Origin of the sequence: Serratia sp. CMO1 (assembly GCF_015689115.1) — a bacterium.
Lineage (GTDB): Bacteria > Pseudomonadota > Gammaproteobacteria > Enterobacterales > Enterobacteriaceae > Serratia > Serratia marcescens.
This window is the reverse complement of record NZ_CP065032.1, coordinates 4,825,963-4,841,819: the sequence shown is the minus strand read 5'-3', so window position 1 is coordinate 4,841,819 and position 15,857 is coordinate 4,825,963. Positions and strand designations below refer to the sequence as shown.

At 58.5% G+C, this 15,857-nt stretch carries 12 protein-coding genes; 7 read left to right on the top strand and 5 right to left on the bottom strand.

What is annotated here, in order from left to right; genetic code table 11:
- Nucleotides 1–371 precede the first annotated feature (371 nt).
- Entirely contained in the window at nucleotides 372–3,170 is a 2,799-nt protein-coding gene (polA, locus tag IT763_RS23020) for a DNA polymerase I (protein ID WP_197759376.1), read from the top strand.
- Nucleotides 3,171–3,687: 517 nt separating this feature from the next.
- Here the strand turns inward: polA and yihA are convergent.
- On the bottom strand, nucleotides 3,688–4,332 hold the full coding sequence (gene yihA, locus IT763_RS23015; protein WP_197759374.1) for a ribosome biogenesis GTP-binding protein YihA/YsxC: 645 nt from the start codon (nucleotides 4,330–4,332) through the stop codon (nucleotides 3,688–3,690).
- A gap of 734 nt (nucleotides 4,333–5,066) precedes the next feature.
- Here yihA and yihI point away from each other — a divergent pair.
- Nucleotides 5,067–5,609: a Der GTPase-activating protein YihI gene (yihI, locus tag IT763_RS23010; protein WP_015379455.1), complete on the top strand. Its 543-nt coding sequence runs from the start codon at nucleotides 5,067–5,069 to the stop codon at nucleotides 5,607–5,609.
- Nucleotides 5,610–5,791: 182 nt separating this feature from the next.
- On the top strand, nucleotides 5,792–7,165 hold the full coding sequence (gene hemN, locus IT763_RS23005) for an oxygen-independent coproporphyrinogen III oxidase (RefSeq protein ID WP_016929641.1): 1,374 nt from the start codon (nucleotides 5,792–5,794) through the stop codon (nucleotides 7,163–7,165).
- A gap of 34 nt (nucleotides 7,166–7,199) precedes the next feature.
- Here hemN and IT763_RS23000 read toward each other — a convergent pair whose 3' ends face one another.
- The 4 genes from IT763_RS23000 to glnA form a co-directional block, all read right to left on the bottom strand.
- Nucleotides 7,200–7,322 carry a YshB family small membrane protein gene (locus IT763_RS23000; protein ID WP_197759372.1) on the bottom strand — a complete coding sequence of 41 codons (123 nt, stop codon included), beginning with the start codon at nucleotides 7,320–7,322 and terminating at the stop codon, nucleotides 7,200–7,202.
- Between the two features lie 113 nt (nucleotides 7,323–7,435).
- Nucleotides 7,436–8,848, bottom strand: a complete 1,413-nt coding sequence (gene glnG / locus IT763_RS22995) for a nitrogen regulation protein NR(I) (protein ID WP_015379452.1) — start codon at nucleotides 8,846–8,848, stop codon at nucleotides 7,436–7,438.
- 8 nt (nucleotides 8,849–8,856) lie between these two features.
- A complete protein-coding gene (gene glnL, locus IT763_RS22990; RefSeq protein ID WP_004931246.1) occupies nucleotides 8,857–9,906 on the bottom strand; it encodes a nitrogen regulation protein NR(II) in 1,050 nt (349 codons plus the stop codon).
- A 194-nt stretch (nucleotides 9,907–10,100) separates the two neighbouring features.
- The gene (gene glnA / locus IT763_RS22985) at nucleotides 10,101–11,510 is read right to left on the bottom strand and encodes a glutamate--ammonia ligase (RefSeq protein WP_004931244.1); all 1,410 of its coding nucleotides are present in this window, start codon (nucleotides 11,508–11,510) and stop codon (nucleotides 10,101–10,103) included.
- Between the two features lie 369 nt (nucleotides 11,511–11,879).
- On the opposite strand from glnA, the gene typA reads away from it, so the two are divergent.
- The 4 genes from typA (at nucleotide 11,880) to dtd (ending at nucleotide 15,839) form a co-directional block, all read left to right on the top strand.
- Complete coding sequence (typA, locus tag IT763_RS22980) at nucleotides 11,880–13,703, top strand: ribosome-dependent GTPase TypA (RefSeq protein ID WP_004931243.1); 1,824 nt, start codon at nucleotides 11,880–11,882, stop codon at nucleotides 13,701–13,703.
- 166 nt (nucleotides 13,704–13,869) lie between these two features.
- Nucleotides 13,870–14,460 carry a glucose-1-phosphatase gene (yihX, locus tag IT763_RS22975; RefSeq protein WP_004931242.1) on the top strand — a complete coding sequence of 197 codons (591 nt, stop codon included), beginning with the start codon at nucleotides 13,870–13,872 and terminating at the stop codon, nucleotides 14,458–14,460.
- Nucleotides 14,461–14,511: 51 nt separating this feature from the next.
- Nucleotides 14,512–15,405: a virulence factor BrkB family protein gene (locus IT763_RS22970; RefSeq protein WP_176062540.1), complete on the top strand. Its 894-nt coding sequence runs from the start codon at nucleotides 14,512–14,514 to the stop codon at nucleotides 15,403–15,405.
- On the top strand, nucleotides 15,402–15,839 hold the full coding sequence (dtd, locus tag IT763_RS22965) for a D-aminoacyl-tRNA deacylase (RefSeq protein WP_016929644.1): 438 nt from the start codon (nucleotides 15,402–15,404) through the stop codon (nucleotides 15,837–15,839). Before IT763_RS22970 ends, dtd begins: the two co-directional genes overlap by 4 nt.
- Nucleotides 15,840–15,857 lie beyond the last annotated feature (18 nt).

The following is a 15,857-nucleotide window of genomic DNA, read 5'->3' as shown; positions in this document are numbered from 1 at the left end:
CCAGTTGCTGAGTTTTCGTGCAACTTGTCCAGCTTGTGCTATGGTAATTGAGGCGCCGAATTTGATGAATAGTGCGATTAAAATCCGGCGAAAGTTATATCCACAAATCCAATAAAAGCCAATAATAAAGCGTCGCCGGAATTCGTTCTTTTAACGCGGTGATTTAAATAGGAATTTTATTCGCCGTTATAACGATAATCGCAGCGTTATAATTCGGTCTCTTTTCTATGCACAAAGTTATCAACAGGTAAGATCTTGCGGATCCTCGCACACAATCACATCATTTTCGTCCGCAATGCACGCTAAGGTTCGTCTCCGACGGCCAGCTATGGCATGCTTACCCCTATGTCCGATCACGATAAAGAAACGCTATGGCCCAGATTGCAGAAAACCCACTAATCCTGGTTGACGGTTCCTCCTACCTTTACCGCGCTTATCACGCCTTCCCGCCGCTGACCAACTCGGCGGGCGAGCCGACCGGCGCGATGTACGGCGTGCTGAATATGCTGCGCAGCCTGCTGCTGCAGTATCAACCGAGCCACGTTGCCGTGGTGTTTGATGCCAAAGGGAAGACCTTCCGCGATGATCTCTTCGCTGAATACAAGTCACACCGGCCGCCGATGCCGGACGATCTGCGCGCGCAGATCGAGCCGCTGCACAGCATGGTCAAGGCGATGGGCCTGCCGCTGCTGGTGACGCCCGGCGTTGAGGCGGACGACGTTATCGGTACGCTGGCGCTGGAGGCCGAAAAGGCCGGCCATGCGGTGCTGATCAGCACCGGCGACAAAGACATGGCGCAGCTGGTGACGCCGAACGTCACCCTGATCAACACCATGAACAACACGATCCTCGGTCCGCAGGAAGTGTGCGACAAGTACGGCATTCCGCCGGAGTTGATCATCGACTTCCTGGCGCTGATGGGCGATTCATCGGACAACATTCCCGGCGTACCGGGCGTGGGCGAGAAAACCGCCCAGGCGTTGCTGCAGGGTATCGGCGGGCTGGATGCGCTGTACGGTAATCTGGAGAACATCGCCACGCTGAGCTTCCGCGGCGCCAAAACCATGGCGGCCAAGCTGGAGCAGAACAAAGAGGTCGCGTACCTCTCCTATAAACTGGCGACGATCAAAACCGACGTCGAACTGGATCTGACCTGCGCGGACCTGACGGTCTCCGCGCCGGATGTCGACACGTTGCAACAGCTGTTCAAACAGTACGAGTTCAAACGCTGGCTGGCGGACGTGGAAGCCGGCGTCTGGCTGGAACACAAGAAAGGCGCGGGCGCGAAAGCTGCCGGCGCCGCCAAACCGGCTGCCGCCGTGGAAGCGCCGAAAGCCTTGGCGGAAGCCAAGCTGTCCCAGGATGGGTATGTCACTATCCTGGACGAAGCGACCTTTACCGACTGGCTGGCGCGGCTGAAAAAGGCTGACGTGTTTGCCTTTGATACCGAAACCGACGGTCTGGATACCCTGACCGCCAACCTGATCGGCCTGTCCTTCGCGATCGCGCCGGGCGAAGCGGCTTATTTGCCGGTGGCGCACGATTATCTGGATGCGCCGACGCAGCTGGATCGCGCTTATGTGCTGGAAGCGCTCAAGCCGCTGCTGGAGGACGAGAAGGCGCTCAAGGTCGGGCAAAACCTGAAGTTCGACATGAGCCTGCTGGCGCGCTACGGCATCGAGATGCGCGGCATCGCCTACGACACCATGCTGGAGTCCTATGTGCTGGACAGCGTCGGCGGCCGTCACGATATGGACAGCCTGGCCGATCGTTATCTGGGCCACAAAACCATCACCTTTGAAGAGATCGCCGGCAAGGGCAAAAACCAGCTGACGTTCAACCAGATCGCGCTGGAGCAGGCGGCGCCTTACGCCGCTGAAGACGCCGATGTCACGCTGCAGCTGCACCTGGCGATGTGGCCGCAGCTGAAACAGAGCGCGGAACTGCTGACGGTATTCAATGAGATTGAAATGCCGCTGCTGCCGGTGCTGTCGCATATCGAACGCACCGGGGTGCTGATCGATCCGGCCATTTTGTCGGCCCATTCCCAAGAGCTGGCCAAGCGTTTGGCTGAGCTGGAAGCGCAGGCCCACGAGCTGGCGGAAGAGCCGTTCAACCTGGCGTCGACCAAGCAACTGCAGGCGATCCTGTACGAAAAACAAAAGCTGCCGGTGCTGAAGAAAACCCCGGGCGGGGCGCCGTCCACTAACGAAGAGGTGCTTGCCGAGCTGGCGCTGGACTACCCGCTGCCGAAGGTGATCCTGGAATACCGTGGCCTGGCGAAGCTGAAGACCACCTATACCGACAAGCTGCCGCTGATGATCAATCCGGTCAGCGGCCGGGTGCATACCTCGTACCATCAGGCGGTGACCGCCACTGGCCGCCTCTCCTCGAGCGATCCGAACCTGCAGAACATCCCGGTGCGCAACGAAGAAGGGCGGCGCATTCGCCAGGCCTTTATTGCGCCGGAAGGTTACCGCATCGTCGCGGCCGACTACTCGCAGATCGAGCTGCGCATCATGGCGCATCTGTCACAGGATGAAGGGCTTCTGAAGGCCTTTGCCGAAGGGAAAGACATTCACCGCGCCACGGCGTCGGAAGTCTTCGGCGTGCCGCTGGATAAAGTGACCGGCGAGCAGCGCCGCAGCGCCAAGGCGATTAACTTTGGTTTGATTTACGGCATGAGCGCTTTCGGCCTGGCGCGTCAGCTGGGGATCCCGCGTGGGGAAGCCCAGCGCTATATGGATCTCTACTTCGAACGTTACCCGGGCGTGCTGGATTACATGGAGCGCACCCGTCAGCAGGCTTCCGAGCAGGGCTATGTCAGCACGCTGGACGGCCGCCGTCTGTATCTGCCGGACGTCCGCTCCAGCAACGCCATGCGCCGCAAGGCGGCCGAGCGCGCCGCCATCAACGCCCCGATGCAGGGCACGGCGGCCGATATCATCAAGCGTGCGATGATCGAGGTCGACGCCTGGCTGCAGGGGCAGGAGAAGCCGTTGGTGCGCGCGATCATGCAGGTGCACGATGAATTGGTGTTCGAGGTGCATGAATCGGTGATCGACGAAGCCAGCCAGCGTATCCGCCAACTGATGGAAGGCAGCATGACGCTGGCGGTGCCGCTGAAGGTCGATGTGGGCGTCGGCATGAACTGGGATGAGGCGCACTGATCGCCGGGTTATCGCCGTATGCGCTAACTGGCTAGAAGCTAAGCACTTTTCGTAATTAAGCTACAAGATGCGGCGATAGTTTCCCCAACTTCGCCGTTCTTGCGCCGCAAATTGTGTAAGTAAACTACAAAAAATTCTTTTTCCCTGCGAAAAAATGATGTAGAGTTACAGGCGTAGGGTACAGAGGTAAGATGTTCTATCTTTCAGACCTTTTACTTCACGTAATCGGATTTGGCTGAATATTTAGCCGCCCCAGTCAGTATTGACTGGGGCGTTTTTTATTGTAAAAACAGCAGCAAACCATACGTTTTTCCTATCGCTCGGCTCCGCTTTTCATTTCAGCTTCCGCTCCCTCAATCCGCGTAATTCGGCGAGACAAGCCCGTTTTGGCAATAAGTCTTTATGATGGCTTTATTTCAAAAATGTAATTAGATAACGAAAAATCCCGCCTGCGGCCGATCTGCGGGCATAAAAAAGCCGATGCGGCGAGGCATCGGCTCAAACGTGCGATCAGGGCTTATTCGCCGATGTCCTCTTCCGGCAGCACTTCCGGCGGGATCTCGTTAAACCAGGTGTCCAGCTTCTGGCGCAGCTTGTCGACGCCGATCTTTTTCAGCGATGAGAAGGCTTCGACCTGGACATCCCCCATAAACGGCAGCACCGCTTCACGCACCATGTTGAGCTGCGCCTTGCGTGCGCCGGAGGCCAGCTTGTCGGCCTTGGTCAGCAACACCAGCACCGGCGTGCCGACGTCGACCGCCCATTGGATCATCTGCTGGTCGAGATCTTTCAGCGGATGGCGGATATCCATCAGCACCACCAGCCCTTTCAGGCTGTTGCGCATCTGCAGGTATTCGCCCAGCGCGCGTTGCCATTTGCGCTTCATTTCTTCCGGCACTTCGGCGTAGCCATAACCCGGCAGGTCGACCAGACGAATGCCGTCTTCCACTTCGAACAGGTTGATCAGCTGGGTGCGCCCCGGCGTCTTACTGGTGCGCGCCAGGCTTTTTTGATTGGTCAGCGTATTCAGCGCGCTGGATTTACCGGCGTTGGAACGGCCGGCAAAGGCGACTTCAATTCCTGCATCCCCCGGCAGATGGCGAATATCGGGTGCGCTGGTGACGAAATGGGTCACATGATAGTTGTAGTTCTTGCTGGTCAAAATTTTTCGTCTCCGTGAGGATGGCTAACTGGTTGGCGATTATAACTGCATCAGCGGTAAAAATGGCGTGTTTCTCCGTTTTTAAGCGGCGGGGCGCGATAAAACGGCAGTTATGCCGACCGTACGTTGTGAGACATTTGCCATTCGAATCGCGGGTAATGTCGCTTTATTCGAAAGCGATATTTCTGTTTCTATTTTAAAAACAATGTGTTGTTTTTTCGTTGTGTGGAAATGTCAGTCAAATCGGCGTCAGGTGCCTTGAGCCTTCGCAACAATAACGTAAAGTACTCGTTAACGCAGGGTTGCGCAGGATTAGGGAACATCCGGGAAGGATGACAAATCTCAGGGAATGCACAGGGCGTGCAATGAGTGCCAGGATGAACGCAAAAGGAAGTGACCCTTTCGCACCGGAATAGGCGGCAGGCACATCGGATGGTGAAGTATCGGCAGTTTGGATGCCCGCAGGAAGCACGCTCGGGAAGAGCGGATGCGAATGGATTGCGCCATGGACGATTTTCCTTTCAGGATGAAGGACGTAGTGGCAGGGAATGCGGTTATAGCAGAAGGAAAAACCGGGATGTTGCATGTGCGCAAGGAGCGCGTAACAGGAATACCCTTCGCAAGAAGGTGCGAAATAGGCGGCAGGTTTAACCTGCCGCCTTTTTTCTTTGTCCGCTTTCTGCTAGATTCCGCCGCAATTCTATACTGAATCTACATACCTAAGAGCACACGCTATGAACCAGCCATCAAAAGCACCTCGCGGCAGCGCGGCGAAGTCAAAAACGAAAAAGAAAAGCCGTATGGAGCTCGATCAGGAAGCGCGCGAGCGCAAACGCCTGAAAAAGCGCCGCGGCCACGCTTCCGGTTCACGCACCCAGGTTGAGTCCGGCAGCCAAAAAAACAAATCGGCGGCGGAAGCCAAAGATCCGCGTATCGGCAGTAAAGTGCCGGTTGCGCTGGTGGTCGACGAAACCAAAGTGAAGGCCAAACCGCAGCCGAAGCCAAAGGCCGAAGCGAAACCGCGCCTGTCGCCGGAAGAAGAGCTGGCGAAGCTCGAAAATGACGAACGCCTGAACGCGCTGCTGGATCGCATCGACGATGGCGAAACGCTGAACGCGCAAGAACAGGCGTATGTCGATAAGACGCTGGATCGTATCGATGTGCTGATGGACGTGCTGGGCATCGAGCTGGGCGATGAAGACGACGAGGAAGAAGAAGAGAAGCAGGAAGATATTCTGAAGCTGCTGAAAGGCGGCAACCCGAAAGACGCCTTTTAACGCGCCATGTGGCTGATCCCGACAATAGCCCTACTCTTGATGTGTTATCTGCTGTGGTTATTCGGTAAACTATGGCGGCTGTCTAAGCGCAAAGCGCGTTTTCGCAGCGCTTCCGTGGCCAGACAGCGCAGACAACCGCCCCTCTCCCGGCCCGGTAGAAAAAGATATCGGAAGGAGTGAGCATGTCAGAGCAGACGATTGTCTGGGATTTGGCCCTGATCCAAAAATATAACTACTCAGGGCCGCGTTATACTTCATACCCCACGGCGCTGGAGTTTAACCAGCGCTACGACGAAGCGGCGTTTCAACGCGCCGCGGCGCGCTACCCTGAGCGGCCGCTGTCGCTGTACGTGCATATCCCTTTCTGCCATAAGCTGTGCTATTTCTGCGGCTGCAACAAGCTGGTGACGCGCCAGACGCACAAGGCCGACGAATACCTGAACGTTTTGGCGCAAGAGATCGCCAGCCGTGCGCCGCTGTTCGCCGGCCGCAAGGTTGGCCAGATGCACTGGGGCGGCGGTACGCCAACCTACCTGGACAAAGCGCAAATCAGCCGGCTGGTGGCGCTGCTGCGCGAACATTTTGATTTTCTGCCCGATGCGGAGATGTCGATCGAAGTCGATCCGCGCGAGATAGAGCTGGATGTGCTCGATCATTTACGCGCCGAAGGCTTTAACCGTTTGAGCATGGGGGTGCAGGATTTCAACAAGCAGGTGCAGCAGTTGGTCAACCGCGAGCAGGACGAAGCCTTCATCTTCGCTCTGATCGAACGGGCCAAAGCGCTGGGCTTTCGCTCGACCAATATCGATCTGATCTACGGCCTGCCGAAACAGACGCCGGAAAGCTTCGCTTTCACGCTGCAGCGGGTGGCCGAACTGAATCCCGATCGCCTCAGCGTGTTCAACTACGCGCATATGCCGAATTTGTTCGCCGCCCAGCGCAAGATCAAAGACGCCGATCTGCCCAGCGCGCAGCAGAAGTTGGATATCTTGCAGCAGAGCATCGCGTTCCTGACTGACGCCGGCTATCAGTTCATCGGTATGGATCACTTTGCACATCCGGACGACGAGCTGGCGATCGCCCAACGCGAAGGCAAGCTGCACCGCAATTTCCAGGGCTACACCACCCAGGGCGACAGCGATCTGCTGGGGCTGGGCGTGTCGGCCATCAGCATGCTCGGCGACAGCTATGCGCAGAACCAGAAAGAGCTGAAGCATTACTATGACAGCGTATCTGCGCAGGGCAACGCCCTGTGGCGCGGGCTGGCGCTGACGGACGACGATTGCCTGCGGCGCGATCTGATCAAAACGTTGATCTGCAACTTCCGGTTGGCGTATCAGCCGCTCGAACGGCAATACGGCATCGATTTCACCGCTTACTTCGCCGAAGACCTGCAGCTGCTGGCGCCGTTTGAACGCGATGGGCTGGTGGAGCGCGATGAGCAAGGCATTAGCGTCACGCCGCGCGGGCGCCTGCTGATCCGCAATATCTGCATGTGTTTCGACCGCTATCTGCGGCAACAGGCGCGCAGCCAGCAGTTCTCTCGGGTGATCTGAGGATGAAAAAACAGCCGCTGATGCGGCTGTTTTTTTAACTGAAGAAGTTAATCAGCGTGGCGCACAGCACCGCGGCGACCGCCGCCTGCGGAGTGTGGCTGGCGGCGGAGCCCAGCTCCGCGCCCTGAGAAATGAATGCGATGAATGAGTCCAGCATCGTCAACCTCCAGAGTGTGCGACACGATCATACTGCGCCCGCACCGGCTGTAAAGCCTGCGGTTGGCGTTTTTTTGTGCGCCGGACTGCGTTTTTCATCATCCATCCCCGTTCCTATTCCATGCCCAGCTCTTTAAGCTTGCGGGTGAGGGTATTGCGCCCCCAACCCAGCAGGCGCGCGGCTTCCTGTTTGTGCCCCTGGGTGTGGCGCAGGGCGGTGGTGAGCAGCGTGCGCTCCATTTCCGGCTGGGCTTCCGACAGCAGGTTTTGATGACCGGAACGCAGCGCGCGATCGGCCCACTGCGCCAGCAGCGTGGCCCAGCTGTCCGGCAGACTGTGGCTGGGGCTCTCCGGCGCGGCGGTTTCGAACAGCTCACCCGGCAGATCCTGAATCAGCACTTCCTGCCCGGCGGCCATCACCGTCAGCCAGCGGCAGGTGTTCTCCAACTGGCGCACGTTGCCCGGCCAGGGCAGGCGAGTCAGCGCAGTTTCGGTTTCCGGATGCAGGTTCTTGGCCTCGACGCCCAGCTCTTTGGCGGCGATCTGCAGGAAGTGGCGCGCCAGCCGCGGGATGTCTTCACGGCGCTCGCGCAGCGGCGGCAGGTGTACGCGGATCACGTTCAGGCGGTGGAACAGATCCTCGCGGAACTTGCCTTCCTGTACCCGCAGCTCCAGGTTCTGGTGCGTGGCGGCGATGATGCGCACGTCGACCTTCACCGGCGCATAGCCGCCGACCCGGTAGAACTGGCCGTCCGCCAGCACCCGCAGCAGGCGCGTTTGCACGTCGAGCGGCATATCGCCGATCTCGTCGAGGAACAGCGTGCCGCCGTCGGCCTGTTCAAAGCGCCCCTGGCGGATTTGGTTAGCGCCGGTGAAGGCGCCTTTCTCGTGGCCGAACAGCTCGGACTCGATCAGATCCTTGGGAATAGCGGCCATGTTCAGGGCGATGAACGGTGATTTGGCGCGCGGGCTGTGGCGGTGCAGCGCATGCGCCACCAGCTCTTTACCGGTGCCGGATTCGCCGTTGATCAGCACGCTGATCGACGAACGCGAGAGCCGGCCGATGATGCGAAACACGTCCTGCATCGCCGGCGCCTCGCCGATGATGTCCGCCGCCGGATCGCTGGCCGGCTGGCTGCGCACCGGCTGCTGCTGTTCCTGATAATGGCTGATGGCGCGCTCGACCAGCGCCACCGCTTCGTCGATGTCGAACGGCTTCGGCAGGTAGTCGAAGGCCCCTTGCTGATAAGCGCTGACGGCGGCGTCCAAATCCGAATGCGCGGTCATGATGATCACCGGCAGCATCGGGTGACGCTGTTTGATCTGCTTGAGCAGCGCCAGACCATCAATGCCCGGCATGCGGATATCGGACAGCAGCACGTCGGGAGTTTGCGTGGCCAAGGCTTCCAGCACGTCATTGCCGCCTTCGAAGGTGGCGCAGCTCAGGCCCGCGCCGGTGAGCGCGCGCTCAAGCACCCAGCGGATGGAGCTATCGTCATCGACGATCCAGACTATCCCTCGTTGCATTGCAAACCTCACTGACGAATGGGCAGGTAGACCGAGAATTCGGTATGACCTGGCCAACTGTTGAATTCAATTTTTCCGCAATGCTGATCGATCAGATTGCGGGCGATGGATAATCCCAGGCCGGTACCGCCTTCACGGCCGCTGACCATCGGGTAGAACAGCGTGTCCTGCAGCTGCGCCGGCACGCCGGGGCCGTCGTCTTCGACGTCGATGCGCGCCGCCAGTCGGTAGCGGGTGCCGTGCAACGTAATCTGAAACGCGGTGCGGGTGCGCAGCGTGATGGTGCCGCCCGCCTCGCCCAACGCCTGTAGCGCATTGCGGGTGATGTTCAGCAGCACCTGTTCTATCTGATCCGGATCGTGGGCCATTTCCGGCAGGCTCGGATCGTAGTCGCGCACCAGCGTGACGTTATCCGGCATTTCCAGCGACACCAGTTGGCAGACGCGCTCCGCGACCTGATGGATGCTTTGGGTGATGTGCTGGCCGGGCCGTTGCGGCCCGAGCAGGCGATCCACCAGATTGCGCAGCCGATCGGCCTGCTCAATGATCACCTTGGTGTATTCGGTCAGCGCCGGATCGGGCAGCGCCTTGGCCAGCAGCTGCGCCGCGCCCCGCAGGCCGCCCAGCGGGTTTTTGATTTCGTGCGCCAAACCGCGCACCAGATCGCGGGCCGCCACCTGTTGGGCATGCTGCAGCTGTTCCTGGCTCAGGCGGCGCTGATTGTCCATCGGCGCCAGTTCGACCAAGATATAGCCTTCCGGCAGCGCCTGAGCGGTCAGGGAAAGGATATGCGCGCGGCCGTCGACCACTAGGGTCACTTCGTTATCGGTGAAGCCCTGCCCGGCGCGCAGGCTTTCGCGCATCAAAGAGACGTTCAGCGAAAAATAACCGAGCAAATCGGGCAGCGGCGTACCGAACAGCTTGCGGGAGCTTTGCGCCAGCAGCTGCTGTGCCGCCGGGTTGGCGTAGTGAACCGCCAGTGAGTCATCCAACAGCAGGATGCTGTTGATGAGTGAATTGAGGATCTGCCCAGCATCGGGCAGCTTGCCAGTTGCCATACAGCAGACTCCTGCACCTTTTTAGTGCATCTATCCTACTCCATCCGGGATCGACACGGTATGGAATAGTTTTGCAGAAAATACGGTGGAGAAAAAAACCCATCCGAAGATGGGCTGAAAGTTTCCACGGCAACAAAAAAGCGATAACAAAAATTGTGGGCGCCGTCCGCCAGGGCAGACGGCGCGGGTAGAACTTAGACGCTGTAGTACAGTTCGAACTCGACCGGGTGTGGCGTCATGCGAATGCGGTCCATCTCTTCTTTGCGCAGTTCGATGTAGGCATCGATCGCATCGTCGGTGAACACGCCGCCGCGGGTCAGGAACTCGCGGTCTTCGTTCAGTGCGGCCATCGCCTCGTCCAGCGAGCCGGCCACTTTTGGGATCTCGGCTTCTTCTTCCGGCGGCAGGTCGTACAGGTTTTTGTCCATGGCGTCGCCAGGGTGGATCTTGTTGATGATGCCGTCCAGGCCGGCCATCAGCAGCGCGGCGAAGCACAGGTATGGGTTAGCCGCCGGATCCGGGAAGCGGGCTTCGATGCGGCGCGCTTTCGGGCTGGCGACCACCGGGATACGGATGGACGCGGAACGGTTACGGGCGGAGTAAGCCAGCATCACCGGCGCTTCGTAGCCCGGCACCAGACGTTTGTACGAGTTGGTGGTCGGGTTGGCCAGCGCGTTGATCGCCTTGGCGTGCTTGATGATGCCGCCGATGTAGAACAGCGCGGTTTCAGACAGGCCGCCGTATTTGTCGCCGGCGAACAGGTTGGTGCCGTTCTTGGACAGCGACATATGGCAGTGCATGCCGGAACCGTTGTCGCCGAACATAGGCTTCGGCATGAAGGTCGCGGTTTTACCGAAGGCGTGCGCCACGTTGTGCACTACGTACTTGTAGATCTGAATTTCGTCGGCTTTCTTGGTCATGGTGTTGAAGCGGGTCGCCACTTCGTTCTGACCGGCGGTCGCCACTTCGTGGTGGTGCGCTTCAACCACCAGGCCCATCTCTTCCATGGTCAGACACATGGTGGAACGCAGATCCTGCGAAGAGTCGACCGGTGGAACCGGGAAGTAACCGCCTTTCACCGCCGGACGGTGGCCTTTGTTGCCGCCGTCGTATTTTGTGCCGGAGTTCCAGGCGCCTTCGATATCGTCGATCGCCACGTGGGAACCGCGGATGCTGCTGCCGAAGCGGATGTCATCGAACAGGAAGAACTCAGGCTCTGGCCCGAACAGCACGGTGTCCGCGATGCCGGAGGAGCGCAGGAAGTCTTCGGCGCGTTTGGAAATGGAGCGCGGGTCGCGATCATAGCCTTGCATGGTGCCCGGCTCGAGAATGTCGCAGCGAATGATCAGCGTAGGTTCTTCGAAGAATGGATCCAGAACCGCCGTGCTGGCGTCCGGCATCAGCACCATGTCAGATTCGTTGATGCCCTTCCAACCACCGATAGAGGAGCCGTCAAACATTTTACCTTCTTCGAAGAAGTCGGCGTTTACCTGGTGAGCCGGGATAGTCACGTGCTGTTCCTTACCCTTGGTGTCAGTGAAACGCAGGTCTACGAATTTCACTTCATGCTCATTCAGCATCGTCAAAACGTGTTCAGCGGACATACTTAACTCTCCCGGTTTATCATTGTCGTCGTCGTGGAACGAATCTGTGGAACTGGCTTTTTTCGCCTTGAAAAGACTAAAGCGAAAAGCGTGCCAACTTTTAAAAAAGGCTTTCATCGCCTTTCTGCGCGGGTTTTACCCAACCCCAGTATGCACCATCAGTGATAAATTGCACCGAAATGGTGCAATTGGAGCGAGCGAGGGCACTGAAATGGTGCAAAAGTGCAACGATTGCGGCTTTTTGCACCGTGAAAGGGATCACAAACTGACCGGTACGCGGTTGTTTATAAGAGATGGTTGTGATCTTGTTTAGTCCCTCGCTTAATACGTGTACAATAGCGCGCTATTTCTAATGCCCGAGGCAAAGCTGTGATCGAAAATTTGCGTAACATCGCCATTATTGCCCACGTTGACCATGGTAAAACCACCCTGGTTGATAAGCTGCTGCAACAATCCGGTACTTTCGGAGAGCGTGCGGAAGCCACCGAACGCGTAATGGACTCCAACGATTTGGAGAAAGAGCGTGGGATTACCATCCTCGCAAAAAACACCGCCATTAATTGGAACGGTTACCGTATCAACATCGTGGATACCCCAGGACACGCCGACTTCGGCGGCGAGGTAGAGCGCGTGATGTCGATGGTTGACTCGGTGCTGCTGGTTGTGGATGCAATGGATGGCCCTATGCCGCAAACCCGCTTCGTGACCAAGAAGGCCTTCGCCAATGGTCTGAAGCCGATCGTGGTCATCAACAAGGTTGACCGCCCTGGCGCGCGCCCTGACTGGGTTGTGGATCAGGTGTTCGACCTGTTCGTGAACCTCGATGCGACCGACGAGCAGCTCGACTTCCCGATCATCTACGCTTCTGCGCTGAACGGCATCGCCGGCGTCGACCACACCGACATGGCGGAAGACATGACCCCGCTGTATCAGGCGATCGTCGACCACGTGTCTGCGCCGCAGGTTGAGCTGGAAGCGCCATTCCAGATGCAGATCTCCCAGTTGGACTACAACAACTACCTGGGCGTTATCGGCATCGGCCGCATCAAGCGCGGTAAAGTGAAGCCGAACCAGCAGGTCACCATCATCGACAGCGAAGGCAAAACTCGCAACGGTAAAGTGGGTAAAGTGCTGGGTCACCTGGGTCTGGAGCGTATCGACAGCACCCTGGCGGAAGCGGGCGACATCATCGCCATCACCGGCCTGGGCGAGCTGAACATCTCCGACACCATCTGCGACACCAACGCCGTAGAAGCGCTGCCGGCGCTGTCCGTCGACGAACCGACCGTCACCATGTTCTTCAACGTCAACACCTCGCCGTTCTGCGGTAAAGAAGGCAAGTACGTGACGTCGCGTCAGATCCTTGACCGTCTGAACAAAGAGCTGGTGCACAACGTGGCGCTGCGCGTTGAAGAAACCGACGATGCGGACGCCTTCCGCGTATCCGGTCGTGGCGAGCTGCACCTGTCGGTGCTGATCGAAAACATGCGCCGTGAAGGTTTCGAGCTGGCGGTTTCCCGTCCGAAAGTTATCTTCCGCGAAATCGATGGCCGCAAGCAGGAGCCATTCGAGAACGTGACGCTGGATATCGAAGAGCAGCATCAGGGTTCCGTGATGCAGGCGATGGGCGAGCGTAAAGCCGACCTGAAAAACATGGATCCGGACGGTAAGGGCCGCGTGCGTCTCGACTACGTGATCCCAAGCCGCGGTCTGATCGGCTTCCGTAACGAATTCATGACCATGACTTCGGGTACCGGTCTGCTGTACTCCACCTTCAGCCACTACGACGACGTGCGTCCGGGCGAAGTGGGCCAGCGTCAGAACGGCGTGCTGATCTCCAACGGCCAGGGCAAAGCGGTCGCGTTCGCGCTGTTCGGCCTGCAGGATCGCGGCAAGCTGTTCCTGGGCCACGGTGCGGAAGTGTATGAAGGCCAGATCATCGGTATTCACTCACGTTCCAACGACCTGACCGTAAACTGCCTGACCGGTAAGAAGCTGACCAACATGCGTGCTTCCGGTACTGACGAAGCGACTACCCTGGTTCCGGCCATCAAAATGACCCTGGAGCAAGCTCTGGAGTTCATCGATGACGACGAACTGGTAGAAGTGACGCCAACCTCGATCCGTATCCGTAAGCGTCACCTGACGGAAAACGATCGTAAGCGTGCCAGCCGCGGTCCAAAAGACGCTTAATCGCTGATTGAGTGTCTCATGCTTAGGGCGCGGTTCTCGCGCCCTGAGTTTTTTCCTCTGTTGTTCCCCGTTTGTGCGGCGCGCTATGCGCTTTTCCGTTCGCTCCCTGTTCAGCTGTTCCTTTTCCCGCTACAGTGAAATCTCACCGGCCCATCAGGAGAGGACTATGCTGTATATCTTTGATTTAGGTAATGTGATCGTCGATATCGATTTCAAGCGTGTGCTGGGCGTGTGGAGCAATTTGAGCGGTACGCCGTTGGCGGTGCTGTCCGATCGTTTCGCCATGGGTGAGGTGTTCCAGCAACATGAGCGCGGTGAAATCAGCGACGAAGACTTCGCCGGCAAGCTGTGCGATGAAATGGGCATCGCGCTCAGCTTCGAACAATTCGCCACCGGCTGGCAGGCGGTATTCGTCGCGCTGCGCCCGGAAGTGATCGACATCATGCAGCGCCTGCGCAACGAAGGTCACCGGGTGGTGGTGCTGTCGAACACCAACCGTCTGCACTGCAACTACTGGCCGCAGCACTATCCTGAAGTGGCCGCCGCCGCCGATCATCTCTATTTGTCGCAAGATCTCGGCATGCGCAAGCCGGAGGCCGATATCTATCAACATGTGCTGGCCGCGGAAAATACCGCCGCCGCCGACGCGGTGTTCTTCGACGATCACCCGGCGAACGTCCTCGCCGCGCAAGCGCTGGGGATCAAGACGGTGCACGTCACCGATCGCGACGTGGTGCCGGCCTATTTTGCCCAATGAGCGCAGGGCGCGTTAAGCTTAAGGCGTATCAACGGACATCAAGGAGTGACCATGTCGTTTTTCCGCCGCAAGAAGCTGCCCCCTGCGATTAAGCCCGGCGTTACTTTTGGGCGTTTGCTGTACCAGCGCATCGACCACGATGGCCTGACGATGCTGGCGGGCCATCTCGCCTATGTTTCTCTGCTGTCGCTGGTGCCGTTGGTCACCGTGGTGTTCGCGCTGTTCGCCGCTTTCCCGATGTTTGCCGACATCAGCGAACAGCTGAAGCGCTTTGTTTTTGCCAATTTCGTGCCGGCCGCCGGCAATGTGATCCAGAACTACCTGGAGCAGTTCGTCGCCAACTCCAACAAGATGACCGCCGTCGGCACCTGCGGGCTGATTGTCACCGCGCTGTTGCTGATCTCCTCGGTGGACAGCGTGCTGAACACCATCTGGCGCAGCAAGAACAAACGGCCGATCGTCTTCTCCTTCGCCGTGTACTGGATGGTGCTGACGCTGGGGCCGCTGCTGGTGGGCGCCAGCATGGCCATCAGTTCCTACCTGCTGTCGCTCAACTGGCTGGCGCAGACCGGCGTCAACGGCCTGGTGGATCAGGTGCTGCGCATCTTTCCGCTGATTTTGTCGTGCACCTCCTTCTGGCTGCTGTATTGCATCGTGCCGACGGTGCGCGTGCCGCCCAAAGACGCGCTGATCGGCGCGGTGGTGGCCGGATTGCTGTTCGAGCTGGGCAAGAAGGGATTCGCGCTGTACGTCACCATGTTCCCTTCCTATCAGCTGATTTACGGCGTGCTGGCGGTGATCCCGATTTTATTCCTGTGGGTCTACTGGAGCTGGTGTATCGTGTTACTCGGCGCGGAAATCACCGTGACCATCGGCGAATACCGCGACTACCGCCGGCAGAAGGCGGAACAACAGGAACCAAAACCAGAAGGGCAGCAGGAATGATTGCGTTGATTCAACGGGTGTTAAACGCCAGCGTCACGGTAGGTGGCGAGACGGTAGGCAAAATTGGCCCCGGTTTGTTAGTGTTATTGGGCGTGGAGCAGGGCGATAACGAGCAAAAAGCGCAGCGCCTGTGCGAACGCGTGTTGGGATACCGCATTTTCGGCGACGAGAACGACAAGATGAACCTCAACGTCCAGCAGGCCGGGGGCAGCGTGCTGGTCGTTTCGCAGTTCACCCTGGCGGCGGACACCCAGAAGGGCATGCGGCCCAGCTTCTCGCGCGGCGCCGCGCCTTTGGTCGCCGATCGGTTGTATCAATATTTTGTTGGCCAATGCCGCGAACGCGGCGTAGAGACCCAGACCGGCGAGTTCGCCGCCGACATGCAGGTGGCGCTGGTCAACGATGGTCCGGTGACATTCTGGCTACAGGTCTAAGCATTCGGAGAACAGGCG

Excerpts from the sequence above, each read along its gene's own strand:
- polA (WP_197759376.1), top strand. The coding sequence starts at position 372 with ATGGCCCAGATTGCAGAAAACCCACTAATCCTGGTTGACGGTTCCTCC.
- yihI (WP_015379455.1), top strand. The coding sequence starts at position 5,067 with ATGAACCAGCCATCAAAAGCACCTCGCGGCAGCGCGGCGAAGTCAAAA.
- hemN (WP_016929641.1), top strand. The coding sequence starts at position 5,792 with ATGTCAGAGCAGACGATTGTCTGGGATTTGGCCCTGATCCAAAAATAT.
- IT763_RS23000 (WP_197759372.1), bottom strand. The coding sequence starts at position 7,322 with ATGCTGGACTCATTCATCGCATTCATTTCTCAGGGCGCGGAGCTGGGC.
- glnG (WP_015379452.1), bottom strand. The coding sequence starts at position 8,848 with ATGCAACGAGGGATAGTCTGGATCGTCGATGACGATAGCTCCATCCGC.
- glnL (WP_004931246.1), bottom strand. The coding sequence starts at position 9,906 with ATGGCAACTGGCAAGCTGCCCGATGCTGGGCAGATCCTCAATTCACTC.
- glnA (WP_004931244.1), bottom strand. The coding sequence starts at position 11,510 with ATGTCCGCTGAACACGTTTTGACGATGCTGAATGAGCATGAAGTGAAA.
- yihX (WP_004931242.1), top strand. The coding sequence starts at position 13,870 with ATGCTGTATATCTTTGATTTAGGTAATGTGATCGTCGATATCGATTTC.
- IT763_RS22970 (WP_176062540.1), top strand. The coding sequence starts at position 14,512 with ATGTCGTTTTTCCGCCGCAAGAAGCTGCCCCCTGCGATTAAGCCCGGC.
- dtd (WP_016929644.1), top strand. The coding sequence starts at position 15,402 with ATGATTGCGTTGATTCAACGGGTGTTAAACGCCAGCGTCACGGTAGGT.